Consider the following 18,071-nt stretch of genomic DNA (forward strand, 5'->3'; position numbering starts at 1 on the left):
TCCGGCCCTGGTCGTTGACCTTCAGGCCGTCTGAGCGGCACTCAAGCCATTGTCGAAGTGGGCCCGCATCAGCCGCGCGGCCACCTCGGGGGCGCGCTGCTCCAGCGCATTCAGCAGGGCGCGGTGTTCGGCCAGGGATTCCTCAATCCGGCCTTGCCGGAACAGGGAATGGTGGCGGTTGAGCTTCATCACCTTGCGCAGGTCGTTGACGATCTGCTCACGCCATCGGTTGTGGGCCATCGCCAGCAGCCGCATGTGGAAGCGCTCATTGGTGCGGAAGAAGTCGTCGCGTTGCTCGACCTGTGCTTCCAGCTGCTCATGCAGCTGGTGCAGCTCGGCCAATTCGGCGCTGCTGGCGGTCTCGGCCACCTGGGCCGCGGCATCGCTCTCAAGCAAGGCCAGCAGCCGGTAGACCTGGGTCACATCCTGGGCCGACATCTCGGTGACGTAGGCGCCGCGACGCACCTTCATCGTCACCAGGCCCTCGACGGCCAGCACCTTCAGCGCCTCGCGCAGCGGGGTGCGGCTGATGCCGTACTCCGCGGTCAGCTTCTGCTCGTCGATCCAACTGCCGGGCTCCAGCTCCCGGCGGAAAATCTGCTCCCGAAGCCGTTCCGCCACCTGTTGGTATAGGGCGCGGGGGGCCAGGATCGTGTCGTTGTCAGGCACGGTTCAGTGAGCTGTGTCAAGATGGATTCATAATTATGCATCATGTATCATTAGCGACAAGCCTTGGGGCGCAAGGGGTTTGCTCAAGGCAATCTCCGGCACAAGCGCCTGGGCGCTGAGGAGATTCCATGTCCAACCCCAACGAATTCCAAGCCGCTTCCCTGGAGCAATGGGCCAAGGCGGCCGAGAAGTCCGCCGGCGGTGATCTGGCCAAGCTGACGTGGCGCACGCCCGAAGGCATTGCCGTCAAGCCGCTGTACACCGCGGAAGACACCGCCAGGCTGCCTTACGCCAACACCCTGCCGGGGTTCGAGCCGTTCATCCGTGGCCCGCAGGCGACGATGTACGCGGTGCGTCCCTGGACCATCCGCCAGTATGCCGGCTTCTCCACCGCGGAAGAGTCCAACGCCTTCTACCGCAAGGCCTTGGCGGCGGGCGGGCAAGGCGTGTCGGTGGCCTTTGACCTGGCCACGCACCGGGGTTACGACTCCGACCATCCGCGTGTCACGGGGGATGTGGGCAAGGCCGGTGTGGCCATCGATTCGGTCGAGGACATGAAGATCCTGTTCGACGGCATTCCGCTCGACAAGATCTCGGTGTCGATGACCATGAACGGCGCCGTGCTGCCGGTGCTGGCCGGCTACGTGATTGCGGCCGAGGAGCAGGGCGTTTCGCAGGACAAGCTGTCCGGGACCATCCAGAACGACATCCTCAAGGAGTTCATGGTCCGCAACACGTACATCTACCCGCCCGAGCCGTCGATGAAGATCATCGGCGACATCATCGAGTACACGAGTCAGAACATGCCCAAGTTCAACTCGATCTCGATCTCGGGCTACCACATCCAGGAAGCCGGCGCGAACCAGGCCCTGGAACTGGCCTTCACGCTGGCCGATGGCAAGGAGTACGTGAAGACCGCGCTGGCCAAGGGCATGGACGTGGATGACTTCGCGGGCCGGCTGTCCTTCTTCTGGGCGGTCGGGATGAACTTCTATCTCGAGATCGCCAAGATGCGCGCCGCGCGTCTGCTGTGGTGCCGCATCATGAAGGGCTTCGGCGCGAAAAAGCCGAAGAGCATGATGCTGCGCACGCACAGCCAGACTTCGGGCTGGTCGCTGACCGAGCAGGATCCCTACAACAACGTGGTGCGCACCACGATCGAGGCCATGGCCGCGGTCTTCGGCGGCACCCAGTCGCTGCACACCAACTCGCTGGACGAGGCCATCGCGCTGCCCACCGAGTTCTCGGCCCGCATCGCCCGCAACACGCAGCTGATCATCCAGGAAGAGACCCACATCACCAACGTGGTCGACCCCTGGGCCGGCTCCTACCTGATGGAGTCGCTGACGCAGGAGATGGCGGACAAGGCCTGGGCCATCATCGAGGAAGTTGAGGCCATGGGCGGCATGACCAAGGCAGTTGATTCCGGCTGGGCCAAGCTCAAGATCGAGGCCAGCGCGGCCGAGAAGCAGGCCCGCATCGACTCCGGCAAGGATGTGATCGTCGGCGTCAACAAGTACAAGCTGGCCAAGGAAGATCCGGTCGAGATCCTGGAAGTGGACAATGTCAAGGTGCGCGATGCCCAAATTGCCCGCTTGAACCAGATCAAGGCCACGCGCGACAATGCCAAGGTCCAGGCTGCGCTGGATGCGCTGACCGAGTGCGCCCGCACGGGTCAGGGCAACCTGCTCGACCTGTCGATCCAGGCCGTCCGCCTGCGCGCCACGGTGGGCGAGGTGAGCGATGCGCTGGAGAAGGTGTTCGGCCGCCACCGTGCGGACATCCAGAAGGTGACCGGTGTGTACGCTGCTGCCTACGATTCCGCCGAAGGCTGGGAAAAGCTCAAGAGCGAGGTCGATGCCTTTGCCGAGCAGGCCGGTCGTCGCCCGCGGGTGATGATCGCCAAGCTGGGGCAGGACGGTCACGACCGTGGGGCCAAGGTGGTGGCCACCGCCTTCGCCGACCTGGGCTTCGACGTTGACATGGGCCCGCTGTTCCAGACGCCGGAGGAGTGTGCCCGCCAGGCCATCGAGAACGACGTGCACGCGGTGGGCATCTCCACGCTGGCCGCCGGTCACAAGACGCTGGTGCCGGCCATCATCGCCGAGTTGAAGAAGCAGGGCGCGGACGACATCATCGTCTTCGTCGGCGGCGTGATCCCCGCCCAGGACTACGACTATCTGTACCAGGCGGGCGTGAAGGGCATTTACGGCCCGGGCACGCCGATCCCTGCCAGCGCGAAGGACGTGCTGGAGCAGATTCGTTCAGCCCAGCACGCCTGACCTTCGCCCCCACGCCGGTGCCCACCATGCCGCCTGAGTCGACCCCGCCCGCGCTGTCTCTGACACCCGCGGGTGATGGCGACTTCGAGGCCTTGCTGATGCTGCGGCTGGCGGCGATGCGCGAGAGCCTGGAGAAGGTCGGTCACTTCGACCCGCAGCGCGCCCGCGAACGCCTCTCCCGCGGGTTCCAGCCGAAGTTCACCCGCAACATCCTGATGGATAGCCAGCTGGTGGGCTTCGTGGTGGTGGTGCCGCTGGATGAGCATGAATGGCTGCTGGATCACCTCTACATCCATCCCGGTGCCCAGAAGCTGGGCATTGGCTCCTGGGTGATGTCGCAGGTGCTGGCCGAGGCCGACCGGCACCACAAGGCGGTGCGGGTCACCGCCTTGCGTCACAGCGATGCCAACCGTTTCTACCAGCGGCATGGCTTTGTGCTGCAGGCCGAAGGCGAGTGGGACCTGTACTACCTGCGCCCCGCGCACTCGGACGACCCGGCCAACCCCTGATTTCCCGATGACTTCCTTGACCGACGACGCGACTGCGGCGCCGCCGTCAGCCGATGTGCTGGACAGCGGGGAACAACGTCTGTGCGACCAGGTGCTGGGGGCGGACCCGGCCCTGCGGCGACGGGCGATCGCCAAGACGATCACACTGCTGGAATCGACCCGCCCGGACCACCGGCTGCGTGCCGATGCACTGCTGAACGCCTTGCTGCCGCATGGCGGCAAGTCCTTCCGGCTCGGCATTTCCGGCGTGCCTGGCGTGGGCAAGAGCACCTTCATTGAGGCGCTGGGCCTGCACCTGATCGCCCAGGGGCACCGGGTGGCGGTGCTGGCGGTGGACCCGTCCTCCAGCGTCTCGGGGGGCTCCATCCTGGGTGACAAGACCCGCATGGAGCAGCTGTCTGTGCAGGAGGCCGCCTACATCCGGCCCAGTCCGTCCGGCGGCACGCTGGGCGGCGTGGCCGAGCGCACCCGCGAGGCCATGATCGTCTGCGAGGCGGCCGGCTATGACGTGGTGATCGTCGAGACGGTGGGCGTGGGCCAGAGCGAGACGGCCGTGCATGGCATGACCGACATGTTCTGCCTGCTGCAGCTGCCCAATGCCGGCGACGACCTGCAGGCCATCAAGAAGGGCGTGATGGAGCTGGCCGACCTGGTGGTGATCAACAAGGCGGACATCGATGTTCACGCCGCCACCCGGGCCCGGGCCCAGATCACCAGCGCGATGCGCCTGCTGGGCCAGCACGGCAACCCCGAACACGCCCAACACCTCGACACCCAGTGGCACCCCGAGGTGCTGCAGATCAGTGCCTTGAAGAACACCGGCGTGCCGGAGTTCTGGCAGACCGTGAGCCGTTACCGCCAGCTGCAGACCGACAGCGGCCGGCTGGCGGCGCGTCGCCGCATGCAGGACGAAGCCTGGATGTGGGAGCGCATCGACGCCGGCCTGAAAGCCCGTTTCCGCGCCCATCCGCAGGTGCGCGAAGCCCTGAGCGGACTCACCGGCGATGTGCGTGCCGGACGTGTGGCCGCCTCCGTGGCCGCGCGGCGCCTGCTCGACCTGTTTCATTGACCATTCCAAGTACCCCCGAGAGACCGAGGAGCAATCCATCATGCATGACATTCAGCAGATGCTCGAAGAAAAGCGTGCCAAGGCACGCCTGGGCGGTGGCGAGAAGCGCATCGCCTCGCAGCACAAGAAGGGCAAGCTGACCGCCCGCGAACGGCTGGAACTGCTGTTCGACGAAGGCACCTTCGAAGAATGGGACATGTTCGTCGAGCATCGCTGCACCGACTTCGGCATGGACAACAACAAGATCCCGGGCGACGGGGTCGTGACCGGCTACGGCATGATCAACGGCCGTCTGGCCTTCGCCTTCAGCCAGGACTTCACCGTGTTCGGCGGGGCGCTGTCCGAGGCGCATGCCGAGAAGATCTGCAAGGTGATGGACCAGGCCATGAAGGTCGGGGCGCCGGTCATCGGTCTGAACGACTCGGGCGGTGCCCGCATCCAGGAAGGCGTGGCCTCGCTGGGGGGCTATGCCGATGTGTTCCAGAAGAACGTGATGGCCTCGGGCGTGATCCCGCAGATCTCGATGATCATGGGCCCCTGCGCCGGCGGCGCGGTGTACTCGCCCTCGATGACCGACTTCATCTTCATGGTGAAGGACAGCTCGTACATGTTCGTGACGGGCCCCGAGGTCGTGAAGACCGTGACCCACGAAGAGGTCACTGCCGAGGAACTGGGCGGCGCCAGCACCCACACCAGCAAGAGCGGTGTGGCCGACCTGGCCTTCGAGAACGACGTGGAAGCGCTGCTGATGCTGCGCCGCTTCTTCAACTACCTGCCGCTGAACAATCGCGAGAGGGCGCCGGTGCGCCCCAGCGGCGACCCGGTCACGCGCCTGGATCACTCGCTCGACACCCTGGTGCCGGAGAACCCGAACAAGCCCTATGACATCAAGGAACTGATCCTGAAGGTCGTGGACGATGGCGATTTCTTCGAGCTGCAGCCCGACTATGCGGCCAACATCGTGATCGGCCTGGCCCGCATGGAAGGTCAGACCGTCGGCATCGTGGCCAACAACCCGCTGGTGCTGGCCGGCTGCCTGGACATCAAGAGCTCGATCAAGGCCGCGCGCTTCGTGCGCTTCTGCGATGCCTTCAACATCCCGGTGATCACCTTCGTCGACGTGCCCGGCTTCATGCCCGGCACGGCGCAGGAGTACGGCGGCATCATCAAGCACGGCGCCAAGCTGCTCTACGCCTATGCCGAGTGCACCGTGCCCAAGGTCACGGTCATCACCCGCAAGGCCTACGGCGGCGCCTATGACGTGATGGCCTCCAAGCATCTGCGCGGCGACGTGAACTTCGCCTGGCCCAACGCCGAGATCGCGGTGATGGGCGCCAAGGGCGCGGTGGAGATCATCTTCCGCGAAGACAAGGGCGACCCCGAGAAGCTGGCGGCCAAGGAGGCCGAATACAAGGCCCGCTTTGCCAACCCGTTCGTGGCCGGCGCCCGCGGCTTCATCGACGACGTCATCCAGCCGCACGAGACGCGCAAGCGCATCTGCCGCTCGCTGATGATGCTCAAGGACAAGAAGCTGGACAACCCGTGGCGCAAGCACGGGAACATCCCCCTGTAAGTCCAGCCGCGGAGATTCAACACCATGTTCAAGAAAATTCTGATTGCGAACCGCGGCGAGATTGCCTGCCGCGTGATCAAGACCGCCCGCAAGATGGGCATCCAGACGGTGGCCGTCTACTCGGAAGCCGACAAGGACGCCCGCCACGTCGAACTGGCCGACGAGGCCGTGCTGCTGGGCCCGGCGCCCTCGCGCGAGTCCTACCTGGTGGCCGACAAGATCATCGCCGCCTGCAAGGCCACCGGCGCCGAGGCGCTGCACCCGGGCTACGGCTTCCTGTCGGAGAACGAGGACTTCGCCAAGCGCTGTGAGGAAGAAGGCATTGTCTTCATCGGCCCGAAGCACTACAGCATCGCGGCCATGGGCGACAAGATCGCCTCGAAGAAGCTGGCCGGCGAGGCCCAGGTCAGCACCATCCCGGGCCACAACCAGCCCATCCTCTCGCCCGAGGAAGCCGTGGGCATCGCCCAGAAGATCGGCTACCCGGTGATGATCAAGGCTTCGGCCGGCGGCGGTGGCAAGGGCCTGCGCGTGGCCTACAACGACAAGGAGTGCTTCGAAGGCTTCTCGTCCTGCCGCAACGAGGCGCGCAACAGCTTCGGTGACGACCGCGTCTTCATGGAGAAGTACGTCCAGGAGCCGCGCCACATCGAGATCCAGATCCTGGGCGACAGCCATGGCAACGTGGTCTACCTGCACGAGCGCGAATGCTCGATCCAGCGCCGCCACCAGAAGGTGATCGAAGAGGCACCGTCGCCCTTCATCAGCGATGCGACCCGCAAGGCCATGGGCGAGCAAGCCGTGGCCCTGGCCAAGGCGGTGAAGTACCAGTCGGCTGGCACGGTGGAGTTCGTGGTCGGCAAGGACCAGGACTTCTACTTCCTGGAGATGAACACCCGCCTGCAGGTGGAACACCCGGTCACCGAGTGCATCACCGGCCTGGACCTGGTCGAGCAGATGATCCGCGTGGCGGCCGGCGAGAAGCTGGGCTTCAAGCAGGAAGACATCAAGAAGGAAGGCTGGGCCATCGAGTGCCGCATCAACGCGGAAGACCCGTTCCGCAACTTCCTGCCTTCGACCGGTCGTCTGGTGAAGTACCAGCCGCCGGCGGCCAATCTGGAGCAGGGCACCGAGACGCTGCAGGGCCCGGCTTATGCGGGCGGCCAATTCGGTGGCGTGCGCGTGGACACCGGTGTCTACGAGGGTGGCGAGATCCCGATGTTCTACGACTCGATGATCGCCAAGCTCATCGTGCACGGCAGTGACCGCAACGACGCCATCGCCAAGATGCGCGCCGCGCTGAACGCCTTCGTGATCCGCGGCATCAACAGCAACATCCCGTTCCAGGCGGCGCTGCTGGCCCACCCGAAGTTCGTTTCCGGCCAATTCAACACCGGCTTCATCGCCGAGCACTACAGCCAAGGCTTCAAGGCCGAGGACGTGCCGCACGATGACCCGATGTTCCTGGTCGCGCTGGCGGCCTTCATCCGTCGCAAGGCCCGCACCCGTGCCGCGGCGATGAGTGGTCAGTTGCCGGGCCACGAGGTGAGCTACATGGACCACCCGGTGGTGGTCGTGCTGGGCGCCGAAGGCCAGAACAGCTACCACGAGACCCGGCTGGGCGCCTATGACGCCGAGACCGGTTCGCTGGAGGTGACGGTGGGCCACAAGACCTACCTGATCCAGAGCCAGACCGGCCTGGGCGAGATCCTGGTCACCGGCACGGTCAATGGCCAGCCCTTCTCGGCCCAGGTCGAGCGTGGCATGGCCAAGAAGCCGCTGGCCCTGCGCATCGCCCACAACGGCACGGCGATCGACGCCATGGTGCTGCTGCCGCGTGCGGCCGAACTGCACAAGCTGATGCCCTACAAGGCACCGCCCGACCTGTCCAAGTTCCTGCTCTCGCCGATGCCGGGCCTGCTGGTCGACGTGGCCGTCAAGGTGGGGCAGAAGGTGTTGGCCGGCGAGAAGCTGGCGGTCATCGAGGCCATGAAGATGGAAAACATCCTCGTGGCGACGCAGGACTGCGTGGTGAAGGAAGTCCGCGCGCAGAAGGGCGAAAGCCTCAGCGTGGACCAGGCCATCATCGCCTTCGAGTAAGGAGCCGCCATGAGCGCCAAGCCCTTCAAGATCCTGGGCATCCAGCAGATCGCCATCGGTGGGTCGGACAAGACCCGGCTCAAGTCGCTGTGGGTCGACATGTTCGGCCTGTCGGTCAAGAGCACCTTCGTCTCCGAGCGTGAGAACGTGGACGAGGACATCTGCGCGCTGGGCACCGGCCCGACCGCGGTCGAGGTCGACCTGATGCAGCCGCTGGACCCCGAGAAGAAGCCGGCCGTGCACACCACGCCGCTCAACCACGTCGGCCTGTGGGTGGATGACCTGCCCAAGGCGGTCGAGTGGATGACGGCCCACGGCGTGCGCTTTGCGCCGGGCGGCATCCGCAAGGGGGCGGCCGGCTACGACATCTGTTTCATCCATCCCAAGGGCAACGAGGAGTTCCCGGTGGGCGGTGAAGGGGTGTTGATCGAGCTGGTGCAGGCCCCGCCGGAGGTGGTGGCAGCGCTGGGCTGAGCGCCCACGGATGGCGCATCGCCCTCCGCCTTCCAGGCCCGCCCATGGCGGGCCTTTTTGTTTCCGGGGCTTCACACGGCGCTTGCGTGGCGCGCATCGGCGCACGGCGAGGAGAGCATAAACTGCGCTCTTTCCTGATGCCGCTTGAGGACCTCGTTCGCGCCATGACCCGCAGTCTGAATTTCTCGACACTGTGGCAGCACCTGGTGACAGGCCTGCCGCAATGGGCTGGTTTGATTGAGCGGGAGACGCGGGATGCCCTGCGCGACAGCCTGTCCAATCCCTGGGCGCAGGGAGGGGCGCGGGCCCAGTCCAGCGAGGCGCTGAGCTGGCTCAAGGCCCGCAGCGGGGTGGTGGCGCAGGCCTATGTGCGCGCGTTGGCCCAGCGGGTCAAGGAGGAGCTGGCGCCCCCCGCGGCGCCGGACCTGCAGATGCGGGAGTTCCTGCTGGACTCGGCGCCCATGTTGTCGCTGATGGACGAGGGCTCGATGCAGGAAGGCATCGAGACAGGGCGGCTGGCCCGCGAGGTCGAGCAGCTGACCGAGGGGACCTTGCGCGAGTTGCGCTCGCTGTGCCTGGGCCTGCCCGGGCGGCCGATGCACGAACCGGAGCTGGCCTACCCGCTCACGCCGACGATCGTGGCCGAAGCCTTCAGCCAGACCCTGGCCGATCTGGGTTGCGAGCCCGAGCTGCGGCTGCCCATCCTGCGGGCTTGCACCACCGTGCTGGGCCGTGAGACGCTGCGCATGTTCGAGCAGCACCTGCAGTGGTTGCGCGACCAGGGACTGCGCCCCTTGGCCACCCGGCTGCGCCCGGCCACGGCACCCGGCGGTTCCGCCTACATCGGCATCGACCGGCTGTTCTCTGCACCGGCCGGCGAGACACTGGGGGCCAGCGCGGTCGGCTCGGTGGCCACCCAGGCCGGGCTGGCACCGCCGCTGGTGCGCAAGCTCGAGCAGTTGACCCGGACGCTGGCGCGCCAGACCCGCGCCGGTGCGGCCATGGATGCGGTGTGGCAGCGTCTGCAGGCCCAGGTGGAGCGGCTCAGCCCGCACGAGCTCTCTGCACTGCAGCAGCCCGAACACCCGTTCTGGCGCCTGATCGACCGGCTGGCGGCCCTCAGCGCCGTCCAGTCGCCGGGGGACCCGGAGATGCGCGAACTGGCCGGCCGGCTGGCACCGATGCTGGCCGAGCTGGAGCGTCCCCAGGAGCTGTCGACCGAGGCCTTCGACAGCGCGCTCAGCGAGCTGGACAGCGTGCCCGGCGATTTCGGCATGACCCGGCCGGCAGGGCTGGAGTCGTCGCTGGACCAGGAGACGCGCCGCCGCGAAGTGGAACCCACGGTGCGGGCTCAGCTGCAGGAGCAGCTGCGGCAGACCCCGGTGCCCGACGCGCTGCGCCGCTTCCTGCTGGGGCCCTGGGTGCAGGTCCTCACCCATGCGTTGGTGCAGGAAGGGCCGGGTGCGCCGAACACCCTGCGCTACATGAACCTGGTGCCGGACCTGTTGACCACACTGAACCGGCTGCAGCGCGGGCGTGTGCCCACGGTCTTGGAGCGCCAAGCGCTGCTGGATGGCGCGCGGGACGGCATGCAGGCGGCGGCGCTGCCGTCGCATGTCGTCGATGGGCACCTGGGCGACCTCGCGCAGCTGCTGTCCGGCATCGGCAAGCTGGCGCTGAATCTGGCGACGCCGGCGCAGGTGGTGGTGCCGAGTTCGCCTTCGGTGGCCGAGGTGCCGGGCTGGCCAGCCTTGGCCGGCGAGGAATGGGCCGGCCATGCCGAGCTGGCCACGGTGCCGATGCGGCTGGAGGACAACGATCATGCGCGGGCCGAGCGCAGCGCCTGGATCGACGGTCTGGCGGTGGGCGACCTGTGCCGGCTGATGCTGCAGGGGCGCTGGGTCACAGCGCTGCTGACCTGGCGCAGTGACAACGGCCAGTTCTTCATGTTCAAGAGCCGGCGCGGCAGCGGCACCCAGACTGTCACGCGACGGGGCCTGGACCGCCTGCGGGCCGAGGGGCTGGCCACGCAGGTTGAAGCCGGCCAGATGCTGGCCCGGGCCCTGGACACCATGCTCCCGCCGGATCAGTGACCCAGGTCAAGTGCGGGTTGTGCCCCTGACAGCGCGCTGTCAGGCTCTGTGCGTTCAATCGGTGGCTTGTCCACAGTCAGGACAACACCAAGACCGCACCGAGCGAGGAGACATCCCATGAGCCTGACCTATTCGTCCTACGAGGACTTCCACCGCGCTTCCATCGAACACCGCGACAGCTTCTGGGCCGAGCAGGCGAAGCTGATCGACTGGCACCAGCCCTACGAACAGGTGTGCGACTACAGCCACCCGCCGTTCGCCAAGTGGTTCGCCGGCGGCCAGACCAACCTCTGCCACAACGCGGTGGATCGCCACCTGAAGGACCGGGCCGATCAGAACGCACTGATCTTCGTCTCCACCGAGACGGACACCGAGAAGACCTACAGCTTCCGCGAGCTGCACGCCGAGGTGCAGCGCATGGCCGCCATCCTGAAGGCCCAGGGTGTGGGCAAGGGCGACCGGGTGCTGATCTACATGCCGATGATCGCCGAGGCCTGTTTTGCGATGCTGGCCTGCGCGCGCATCGGCGCCATCCACTCGGTGGTGTTCGGCGGCTTCGCCAGCCACTCGCTGGCCACCCGCATCGACGATGCCCAGCCCAAGCTCATCGTCAGCGCCGATGCCGGCATGCGCGGTGGCAAGGTGGTGCCCTACAAGCACCTGTTGGACGAGGCGATTCAGCTCTCCAGCCACAAGCCCACGGCCGTGCTGATGGTCAACCGCGGCCTGGCCGAATTCGCCCAGGTGGCGGGGCGCGACCTCGACTACGCCAGCCAGCGCGAACAGCATCTGAACGCCGAGGTGCCCTGCGAGTGGGTGGAGTCCACCCACCCCAGCTACATCCTCTACACCAGTGGCACCACCGGCAAGCCCAAGGGCGTGCAGCGTGACACCGCCGGCTATGCGGTGGCGTTGGCCGCGTCGATGAAGCACATCTACCTGGGTGAGCCGGGCGAAACCTTCTTCTCCACCAGCGACATCGGCTGGGTGGTGGGCCACAGCTACATCATCTACGGCCCGCTGATCAACGGCATGGCCACCATCATGTACGAGGGCCTGCCCATCCGTCCGGACGCCGGCATCTGGTGGAGCCTGGTCGAGAAGTACAAGGTCTCGGTGATGTTCTCGGCGCCCACCGCGGCCCGCGTGCTGAAGAAGCAGGACCCGGCCTACCTGACCAAGTACGACCTTTCCAGCCTGAAGGCCCTGTTCCTGGCCGGCGAGCCGCTGGACGAGCCCACGGCCACCTGGATGGCCGACGCGATCAAGAAGCCCATCATCGACAACTACTGGCAGACCGAGACCGGCTGGCCCATCATGGCCATCTGCAACGGGGTCGAGAAGGCGCCCACCAAGTTCGGCTCACCGGGCAAGGCCGTCTACGGCTACGACATCAAGCTGATCGACGAGGCCACCGGCGAGGAAATCACCGAGCCGCAGAAGAAGGGCGTGATTGCCGTGGAAGGACCGCTGCCCCCGGGCTGCCTGCAGACCATCTGGGGCGACGACGCCCGCTTCGTCAAGACCTACTGGTCCAGCATCCACAACCGGGTCATGTACAGCACCTTCGACTGGGGCGTGCGCGATGCGGACGGCTACTACTACATCCTGGGCCGCACCGACGACGTGATCAACGTGGCCGGCCACCGCCTGGGCACGCGCGAGATCGAGGAAAGCATCTCCAGTCACCCGAACGTGGCCGAGGTGGCCGTGGTGGGCGTGGCCGACCAGCTCAAGGGCCAGGTGGCGGTGGCCTTTGCCGTGCTGAAGGATGTCAGCAAGGCGGCCACGCCGGAAGCTGCGAAGGCCCAGGAGGCGGCGATCATGAAGGTCGTCGACGAGCAGCTGGGCGCCGTCGCCCGGCCGGCCATGGTCAAGTTCGTCAATGTGCTGCCCAAGACCCGCAGCGGCAAGCTGCTGCGCCGTGCCATCCAGGCGGTGTGCGAGGGCCGCGACCCGGGCGACCTGACCACCATGGAAGACCCGGCCGCGCTGCAGCAGGTGAAGGACCTGGTCACGCCGCAGTGACCCTCCCCGGTGCCCATGCACAGAGGCCGCCTTCGGGCGGCTTTTTTGCGGTCCGCTGTAAGGAAGCGGGTTCGGTCCACGACACAGGGAAGTCGGCAGCCTGGGCCCGCATGGGGCGGGTCCGGAGCGGCAGGACGCATCTCCCTTCATTTCAAGGAACCGAACCATGAACACCCCCTTTCCCCGTCTGTCTTCCGTTCTGCTGGGGGCCAGCACCCTGGCCTTGTCGAGCCTGGCGGCGGCGGCCGGCACGCCTGCCGGGGCCACCGGCGCAGCTGTCGGCGCCGCGGACACGGTGCACTGCTACCAAGTCAACAGCTGCAAGGGCATGGCCGACTGCAAGACCACCGAGCATGCCTGCAAGGGGCAGAACAGCTGCAAGGGTCAGGGCTTCAAGGCCCTGGATGCCAAGAGCTGTCTGGTGCAGGGCGGCGTGATCAGCGACCTCTGATGCCGATCCGGGGCTGCTGCGGCGGCCCCGGCACTGCACACGCCATGCCGTCGCATTCCCACGCCTCGCCGGGCTTCGGCCTGGGCTTGAGGACCCCGCATTACGCCGATTTCCTGGCCGGTCCCCAGCGGGTGGACTGGTTGGAGATCATCACCGACAACTTCCTTGGCGCCGGCGGCAAGCCGCTGACCTGCCTGGAACGCTTCCGGGCCGACTATCCGATCGCCATGCATGGCGTGGCCCTGTCGCTGGGGGGGACCGATCCGTTGGACCGGGACTATCTGCGCCGCGTGCGCCAGCTGGCCGACCGGCTGCAGCCGCTGTGGGTGTCCGAGCACCTGTGCTGGACCGGGCAGGGCGGGGCCGTGCTGCACGACCTCTACCCCTTGCCCTACACCGAGGCCTGCGCGCGCCATGTCGTGCAGCGCATCCGCCGGGCGCAGGACCTGCTGGGGCGCCGGCTGGTGCTGGAGAACGTCTCCAGCTATGTCCGCTACCGTTCGTCGGAGGCGACCGAATGGGACTTCCTGGCCCATGTGGCCGAGGAGGCCGACTGCGAGCTGCTGGTGGACGTGAACAACATCCACGTCAGCAGCGTGAACCACGGCTTTGAGGCCGCACGCTATCTGGCGGCCCTGCCGGCGTCGCGGGTGCGCCAGATCCACCTGGCCGGCCACTCGCGCCAGGATCATTTCCTGATCGACACGCACGACCATCCCGTGGCGCCGGAGGTCTGGGCCTTGTATGGGCAGGCCTGCGAGCGGTTTGGCGCGGTGGCCACGATGATCGAGCGCGACGACCACGTCCCCCCGCTGGCCGTGCTGCTGCAGGAGCTGGACCAGGCGCGCGCCGTGGCCACCGCGCACGGCACCTCGCCATGGGGCACGGACTCATCCCATGCGGCGACAGATGAGCGCCGTGCGCCAGCGCTGGTCGTTTCATCCTGTCGGCCGCCTGAGTTGGCCCCGCTGCAGCAGGGCTTTGCCGCGATGGTGCTGGCCCCTGACGCGCCGCGGGCGACGCCGGTGATGCTCGACCCCGCCGGGCCGCTGGCCGGGCTGCGTGGGGCGCAGGTCTACCACCACGCCTACCGGGCCCGGTTGCAGGAGGCCCTGGCCGACAGCTATCCCCTCTTGCAGCGCTATCTGGGCGAGGCCCAGTTCGGCGAGCTGGCGCAGGCGCTGGCGCAGGAAGCGCCGCCCCGTGAGCGCAGCCTGGCGTCCTGGGGGCGCGAATGGCCGGCACGGCTGGCGCAACGCTTTCCCGCTCACCCTGAGGTGGCGGAGCTGGCCGCGCTGGAGTGGGCGCTGCGCAGCGTGTTCGATGCGGCCGATGCACCCGCCTGGACCGTGAGCGAGATCGAGGCCCTGGGCGCGCAGACCTGTCTGGCGCAGTGGCCGGTGCTGCACCCGACCTGGCAGCTGCTGTGGCAGCGGACTTCGGCGGTGGTTTTGTGGCAGGCACTGCAGGCGGGCGAGGTGCCGGCGCCGGTCCAGCACTGGGAAGCACCTCGCCCGGTGGCGGTCTGGCGCAAGGGGCTCCAGCCTCACTTCATGAGCCTGGACGACCCGGCCGAGGTTGCCTGGTTGCAGGCGCTGGCAAGGCCGGGGCAGTCGATCGCCCAGGTGTGGGAGGCCGCCGAGGCCCTGGGCCATGCGCCTGACCCGGCCACCCTGGGCCAATGGCTGGCCCGCTGGTGGAGCCAGGGCTGGCTGCTCAGGCGCGCGGCTTAGAAGTGCGGTTCCGGCATGCCCGGCGTGCCCCAGGGCTTGAACACCACACGGGGCGGCCGCGGGGCCGGCGCGGGGGCGGCCGGCGGCGCGGCCGCGGCCGCGGCCGAGCTGTCGACCGGGGCCGGCGCTTGCAGCGCGGCGCGCTGCTGGCTTTCGCGCAGCAGGCCGCTGCGCAGGGCCTGGGCCAGCTCGGTCAGCTCGGCGGCCATGGCTTCCAGCAGGTCATCGGCCGAGACCAGGCCCACCAGGGCCTGTTCGTCGTTGATGACCAGCAGGCGCCGCACACCCGCCTCGCGCATGGTCTTGGCCGCCTCGCCAAGGCTGGCCGAGCCGGGCACCGTCACTGGGTCCCCCTGGACCAGCAGGCCCACCTGCACGTGCGGGGCGGGCAGCTCACGCGCCAGCACCTCCACCGCCAGGTCACGGTCGGACACCAGGCCCAGCACATGGGGGTGCGTGCCCTCCTCGCGGTGGACCACCACCAGAGCGCCGACGTGTTCGGCGCGCATCAGGCGGGCGGCTTCGGCCAGGCTGGCCGTGTCGTCGACCGAGACCAGCGGATGACGGCAGAGATGGGTGAGGCTCATGGCAGGGTGGGAAGAGCAGAAAACACCCATTCGACCACCTCGGCGGTGGGATCTGAATTGACCTTGCTCAAGTTGGGCGGGATCCCGTCAGGGGTGATCCCCCTGCGTGGCGATGGCCTGGGCCAGGGCCCAGAGCGCGGCCCGGTGGGCCTGCACCAGGGCATCGGCCGAGCTGCCCGCCAAGGGTTCCCGCCGCTCGAACAGCCGCACCTGGGTGGGGGCTTGGCCTTCGGGATCGGTCAGCCACCAGCGGGCGGCCAGCACCAGGGTTTGGCCGTCGGGCTGTACCTCGTAGGTCTGGATCTCGACCTTCAGCACGCGATCGGCCTTCAGCCCGGTCGGCATGGGCGCTGCCCAGACCCGGTCGGCGCCGCGCAGCCGGGCCAGGTCACCACGCAGCACGCGGGGCACCGCGTCCCGCAAGGGCTCGGCCCAGCGCTGACCCGGCAGGGCCTTCAGCCCCGTCTCGCCACTGGGCCAGAGGATGGCGTCACGGTCCAGGTAGTCTGGCAGGCGCACGCTGCCCAGCATCCAGCGGGTCGGGGCGACGGCGGCGGCCGCCGCCGCGGCGGGCGGATCGGCCCGCAGACGGTACAGCGACACCGGCGGCGAACTGCCGCAGGCGCTCAGGGCCAGCAGCAGCCCGGCCAGCACGGCCGGGCGAGCAAGGCGGGCAGGGCAGGGAAGAGGAAGGCGCATGGCAGTCTTTCGGCAAAAGGGGCTCAGCGGCGGCCCTTGAGCACCGATTCCGGCTGCTCATCCAGGGTGTTGGCCAGTTCACGCAGTTCGCGGGCTGCCTGCGAGACATCGTGCAGCGCACGCTGCAGGTTCTGGTTCGTCGGCGAGTCTTCGCCGGCCGCCTCGCGCAGGGCGGTTGCGCTGCGTGAGAGTTCGTCGGCCGAGCGGCGCAGGCTCTGCATCAGCGGGGCGTCCGGGCCAAAGTTGGTGCCGACGCGCTGGGCCGAGACCTTCACGCTGCTGGCCGCATCGCCCACGCGCTGCATGCTCAGCCGGGTGGTGGCCAGGGTGTCCTGGGCCGAATCCAGCAGCGGGTTGAGCCGTTTGTCCATCGTGTCGCTGACCTGGCGCAGGTTGGCGCTGGCCACTTCCAGGTTTTTCAGCACGTGGTTGGCCTCGGGGCCGCTGACCATGCGGCGGGTGGAACTGGCGATCGCCGAGACATCGTCCACCAGCCGGCGCAGGTCCAGGTTGTCGACCTGGTTGCGCAACTCCTGAAACGCGGTGGCAATGGTCGGGATCTCGCTGCGCGGGTCGTCGCTCACCAGCTTGGCTGGTTTCTCGGGGCGGAAGTCCAGGTCCACATAGAGCTGGCCGGTCAGCAGGCTCTGGGTGGCCAGCTGGGCTCGCAGGCCGCGCTGCACCAGGCTGGGCAGGGCATTGGGGTCGGGGCTGCCAGGCCTGTCGCCGCTGATGCTGGCCATCATCTCCCGGTCGAGCTCGGCCGTGACCGGGATCGTCACGTTGCGCGTGTCGGCGTCATAGGCCACGCCGATGGCGCTGACGCTGCCCAGCCGCACGCCGCGGAACACCACCGGGGCACCCACCTGCAGGCCGTAGACCGAGCCGGCGTAGTGCATCACCACCTTTTGCTTGTGCACCAGCAGCCGCCCGCCCGCCAAGGCGACGACGGCGACGAACAGCACGATCAGGCCCGCCACGACGAACAGGCCCAGCACGGCGGGGTGGGACTTGCGGTGGGGGGCGTTCATGGCCGGTTCCCCCGGCGCAGGAACTGGCGCACCGGCTCGGGGCCGTGCGCCAGCAGCGCGCGTGGCGCGTCCAGTGCGGTCATCGTCTTCTCCTTGGCATCCAGGAACAGGGCGCGGTCGGCCACGGCAAAGATGCTGTCGAGTTCATGGGTCACCATCACGATGGTGGTGCCCAGGTGGTCGCGCAGGCTGAGGATCAGCTCGTCCAGCCGCGCCGAGGTGAGGGGGTCCAGCCCGGCCGAGGGCTCGTCCAGGTAGAGCAGAGGGGCGTCCAGCGCCATCGCGCGGGCGATGGCGGCGCGCTTCTTCATGCCGCCCGACAGCGCGGCCGGCGAGGCATCGAAGGCACCGTCCAACCCGACCAGGGCCAGCTTGAAGCGGGCCAGCGTCTCGATCTGGGTCTCGTTCAGGTCGGTGTACTCGCGCAGCGGCAGCATCACGTTCTCGCCCACCGTCATGCTGCTCCACAGGGCGCCAGCCTGGAACATCACACCGAAACGGCGGCGGATGTCGTCGAGCTGGTCCTCGCTGGCCGTGGCCAGGTCCACGTCGCCGTAGTGGATCTCGCCGGCGGCAGGCGTCTGCAGCCCGATCAGATGCCGCAGCAGGGTGCTCTTGCCGCAGCCGCTGCCACCCATCAGCACCAGGATCTCCCCGGGGCGCACCTCGAAGCTGAGGTCACGCTGCACCACCTTCTCGCCAAAAGCCATGGTCAGCTTGCGCACCAGGACCAGAGGGGCCGGCGTGGCCGGGGCTGCCGCAGCATCCATTGC

At 67.8% G+C, this 18,071-nt stretch carries 15 protein-coding genes; 10 read left to right on the forward strand and 5 right to left on the reverse strand.

Annotated features, from left to right (window positions below; all coding sequences use genetic code 11):
• Positions 1-21: 21 nt before the first annotated feature.
• The gene (locus KGA65_RS06170) at positions 22-669 is read right to left on the reverse strand and encodes a GntR family transcriptional regulator (protein ID WP_225862279.1); all 648 of its coding nucleotides are present in this window, start codon (positions 667-669) and stop codon (positions 22-24) included.
• A gap of 128 nt (positions 670-797) precedes the next feature.
• Between KGA65_RS06170 and scpA the strand changes: the two genes are divergently transcribed.
• The 10 genes from scpA (at position 798) to bufB (ending at position 14,981) form a co-directional block, all read left to right on the forward strand.
• Entirely contained in the window at positions 798-2,951 is a 2,154-nt protein-coding gene (gene scpA / locus KGA65_RS06175; RefSeq protein ID WP_225862280.1) for a methylmalonyl-CoA mutase, read from the forward strand.
• A 26-nt stretch (positions 2,952-2,977) separates the two neighbouring features.
• Positions 2,978-3,460 (forward strand): GNAT family N-acetyltransferase, encoded by a 483-nt coding sequence (locus tag KGA65_RS06180; RefSeq protein WP_225862281.1) that lies wholly within the window; start codon positions 2,978-2,980, stop codon positions 3,458-3,460.
• Between the two features lie 7 nt (positions 3,461-3,467).
• The gene (gene meaB / locus KGA65_RS06185) at positions 3,468-4,529 is read left to right on the forward strand and encodes a methylmalonyl Co-A mutase-associated GTPase MeaB (protein WP_225862282.1); all 1,062 of its coding nucleotides are present in this window, start codon (positions 3,468-3,470) and stop codon (positions 4,527-4,529) included.
• A gap of 40 nt (positions 4,530-4,569) precedes the next feature.
• Entirely contained in the window at positions 4,570-6,102 is a 1,533-nt protein-coding gene (locus tag KGA65_RS06190) for an acyl-CoA carboxylase subunit beta (protein ID WP_225862283.1), read from the forward strand.
• 24 nt (positions 6,103-6,126) lie between these two features.
• Entirely contained in the window at positions 6,127-8,202 is a 2,076-nt protein-coding gene (locus KGA65_RS06195) for an acetyl-CoA carboxylase biotin carboxylase subunit (protein WP_225862284.1), read from the forward strand.
• Positions 8,203-8,211: 9 nt separating this feature from the next.
• Positions 8,212-8,676 (forward strand): VOC family protein, encoded by a 465-nt coding sequence (locus tag KGA65_RS06200; RefSeq protein WP_225862285.1) that lies wholly within the window; start codon positions 8,212-8,214, stop codon positions 8,674-8,676.
• Between the two features lie 164 nt (positions 8,677-8,840).
• Positions 8,841-10,769, forward strand: a complete 1,929-nt coding sequence (locus tag KGA65_RS06205) for a DUF1631 family protein (protein WP_225862286.1) — start codon at positions 8,841-8,843, stop codon at positions 10,767-10,769.
• Positions 10,770-10,886: 117 nt separating this feature from the next.
• Positions 10,887-12,797 (forward strand): propionate--CoA ligase, encoded by a 1,911-nt coding sequence (locus tag KGA65_RS06210; RefSeq protein ID WP_225862287.1) that lies wholly within the window; start codon positions 10,887-10,889, stop codon positions 12,795-12,797.
• Between the two features lie 166 nt (positions 12,798-12,963).
• Entirely contained in the window at positions 12,964-13,248 is a 285-nt protein-coding gene (gene bufA2 / locus KGA65_RS06215; RefSeq protein WP_225862288.1) for a BufA2 family periplasmic bufferin-type metallophore, read from the forward strand.
• Between the two features lie 44 nt (positions 13,249-13,292).
• Positions 13,293-14,981: an MNIO family bufferin maturase gene (bufB, locus tag KGA65_RS06220; protein WP_225862289.1), complete on the forward strand. Its 1,689-nt coding sequence runs from the start codon at positions 13,293-13,295 to the stop codon at positions 14,979-14,981.
• Here the strand turns inward: bufB and KGA65_RS06225 are convergent.
• From KGA65_RS06225 to KGA65_RS06240, 4 genes are all read right to left on the reverse strand, one after another.
• Positions 14,978-15,568, reverse strand: coding sequence for a CBS domain-containing protein (locus KGA65_RS06225; protein ID WP_225862290.1), 591 nt, complete (start codon positions 15,566-15,568; stop codon positions 14,978-14,980). The two genes, bufB and KGA65_RS06225, sit on opposite strands and share 4 nt — an antisense overlap.
• Positions 15,569-15,655: 87 nt before the next feature.
• Positions 15,656-16,267 carry a PqiC family protein gene (locus KGA65_RS06230; protein ID WP_225862291.1) on the reverse strand — a complete coding sequence of 204 codons (612 nt, stop codon included), beginning with the start codon at positions 16,265-16,267 and terminating at the stop codon, positions 15,656-15,658.
• 23 nt (positions 16,268-16,290) lie between these two features.
• Positions 16,291-17,298 carry an MlaD family protein gene (locus KGA65_RS06235; protein WP_225862292.1) on the reverse strand — a complete coding sequence of 336 codons (1,008 nt, stop codon included), beginning with the start codon at positions 17,296-17,298 and terminating at the stop codon, positions 16,291-16,293.
• Positions 17,295-18,068 (reverse strand): ABC transporter ATP-binding protein, encoded by a 774-nt coding sequence (locus KGA65_RS06240; protein ID WP_225862293.1) that lies wholly within the window; start codon positions 18,066-18,068, stop codon positions 17,295-17,297. The genes KGA65_RS06235 and KGA65_RS06240 overlap by 4 nt, the downstream gene beginning before the upstream one ends.
• Positions 18,069-18,071 lie beyond the last annotated feature (3 nt).

The sequence above is a fragment of the Ideonella benzenivorans genome, from assembly GCF_020387415.1.
In the GTDB taxonomy this organism is placed as follows: Bacteria; Pseudomonadota; Gammaproteobacteria; order Burkholderiales; family Burkholderiaceae_C; genus Ideonella; species Ideonella benzenivorans.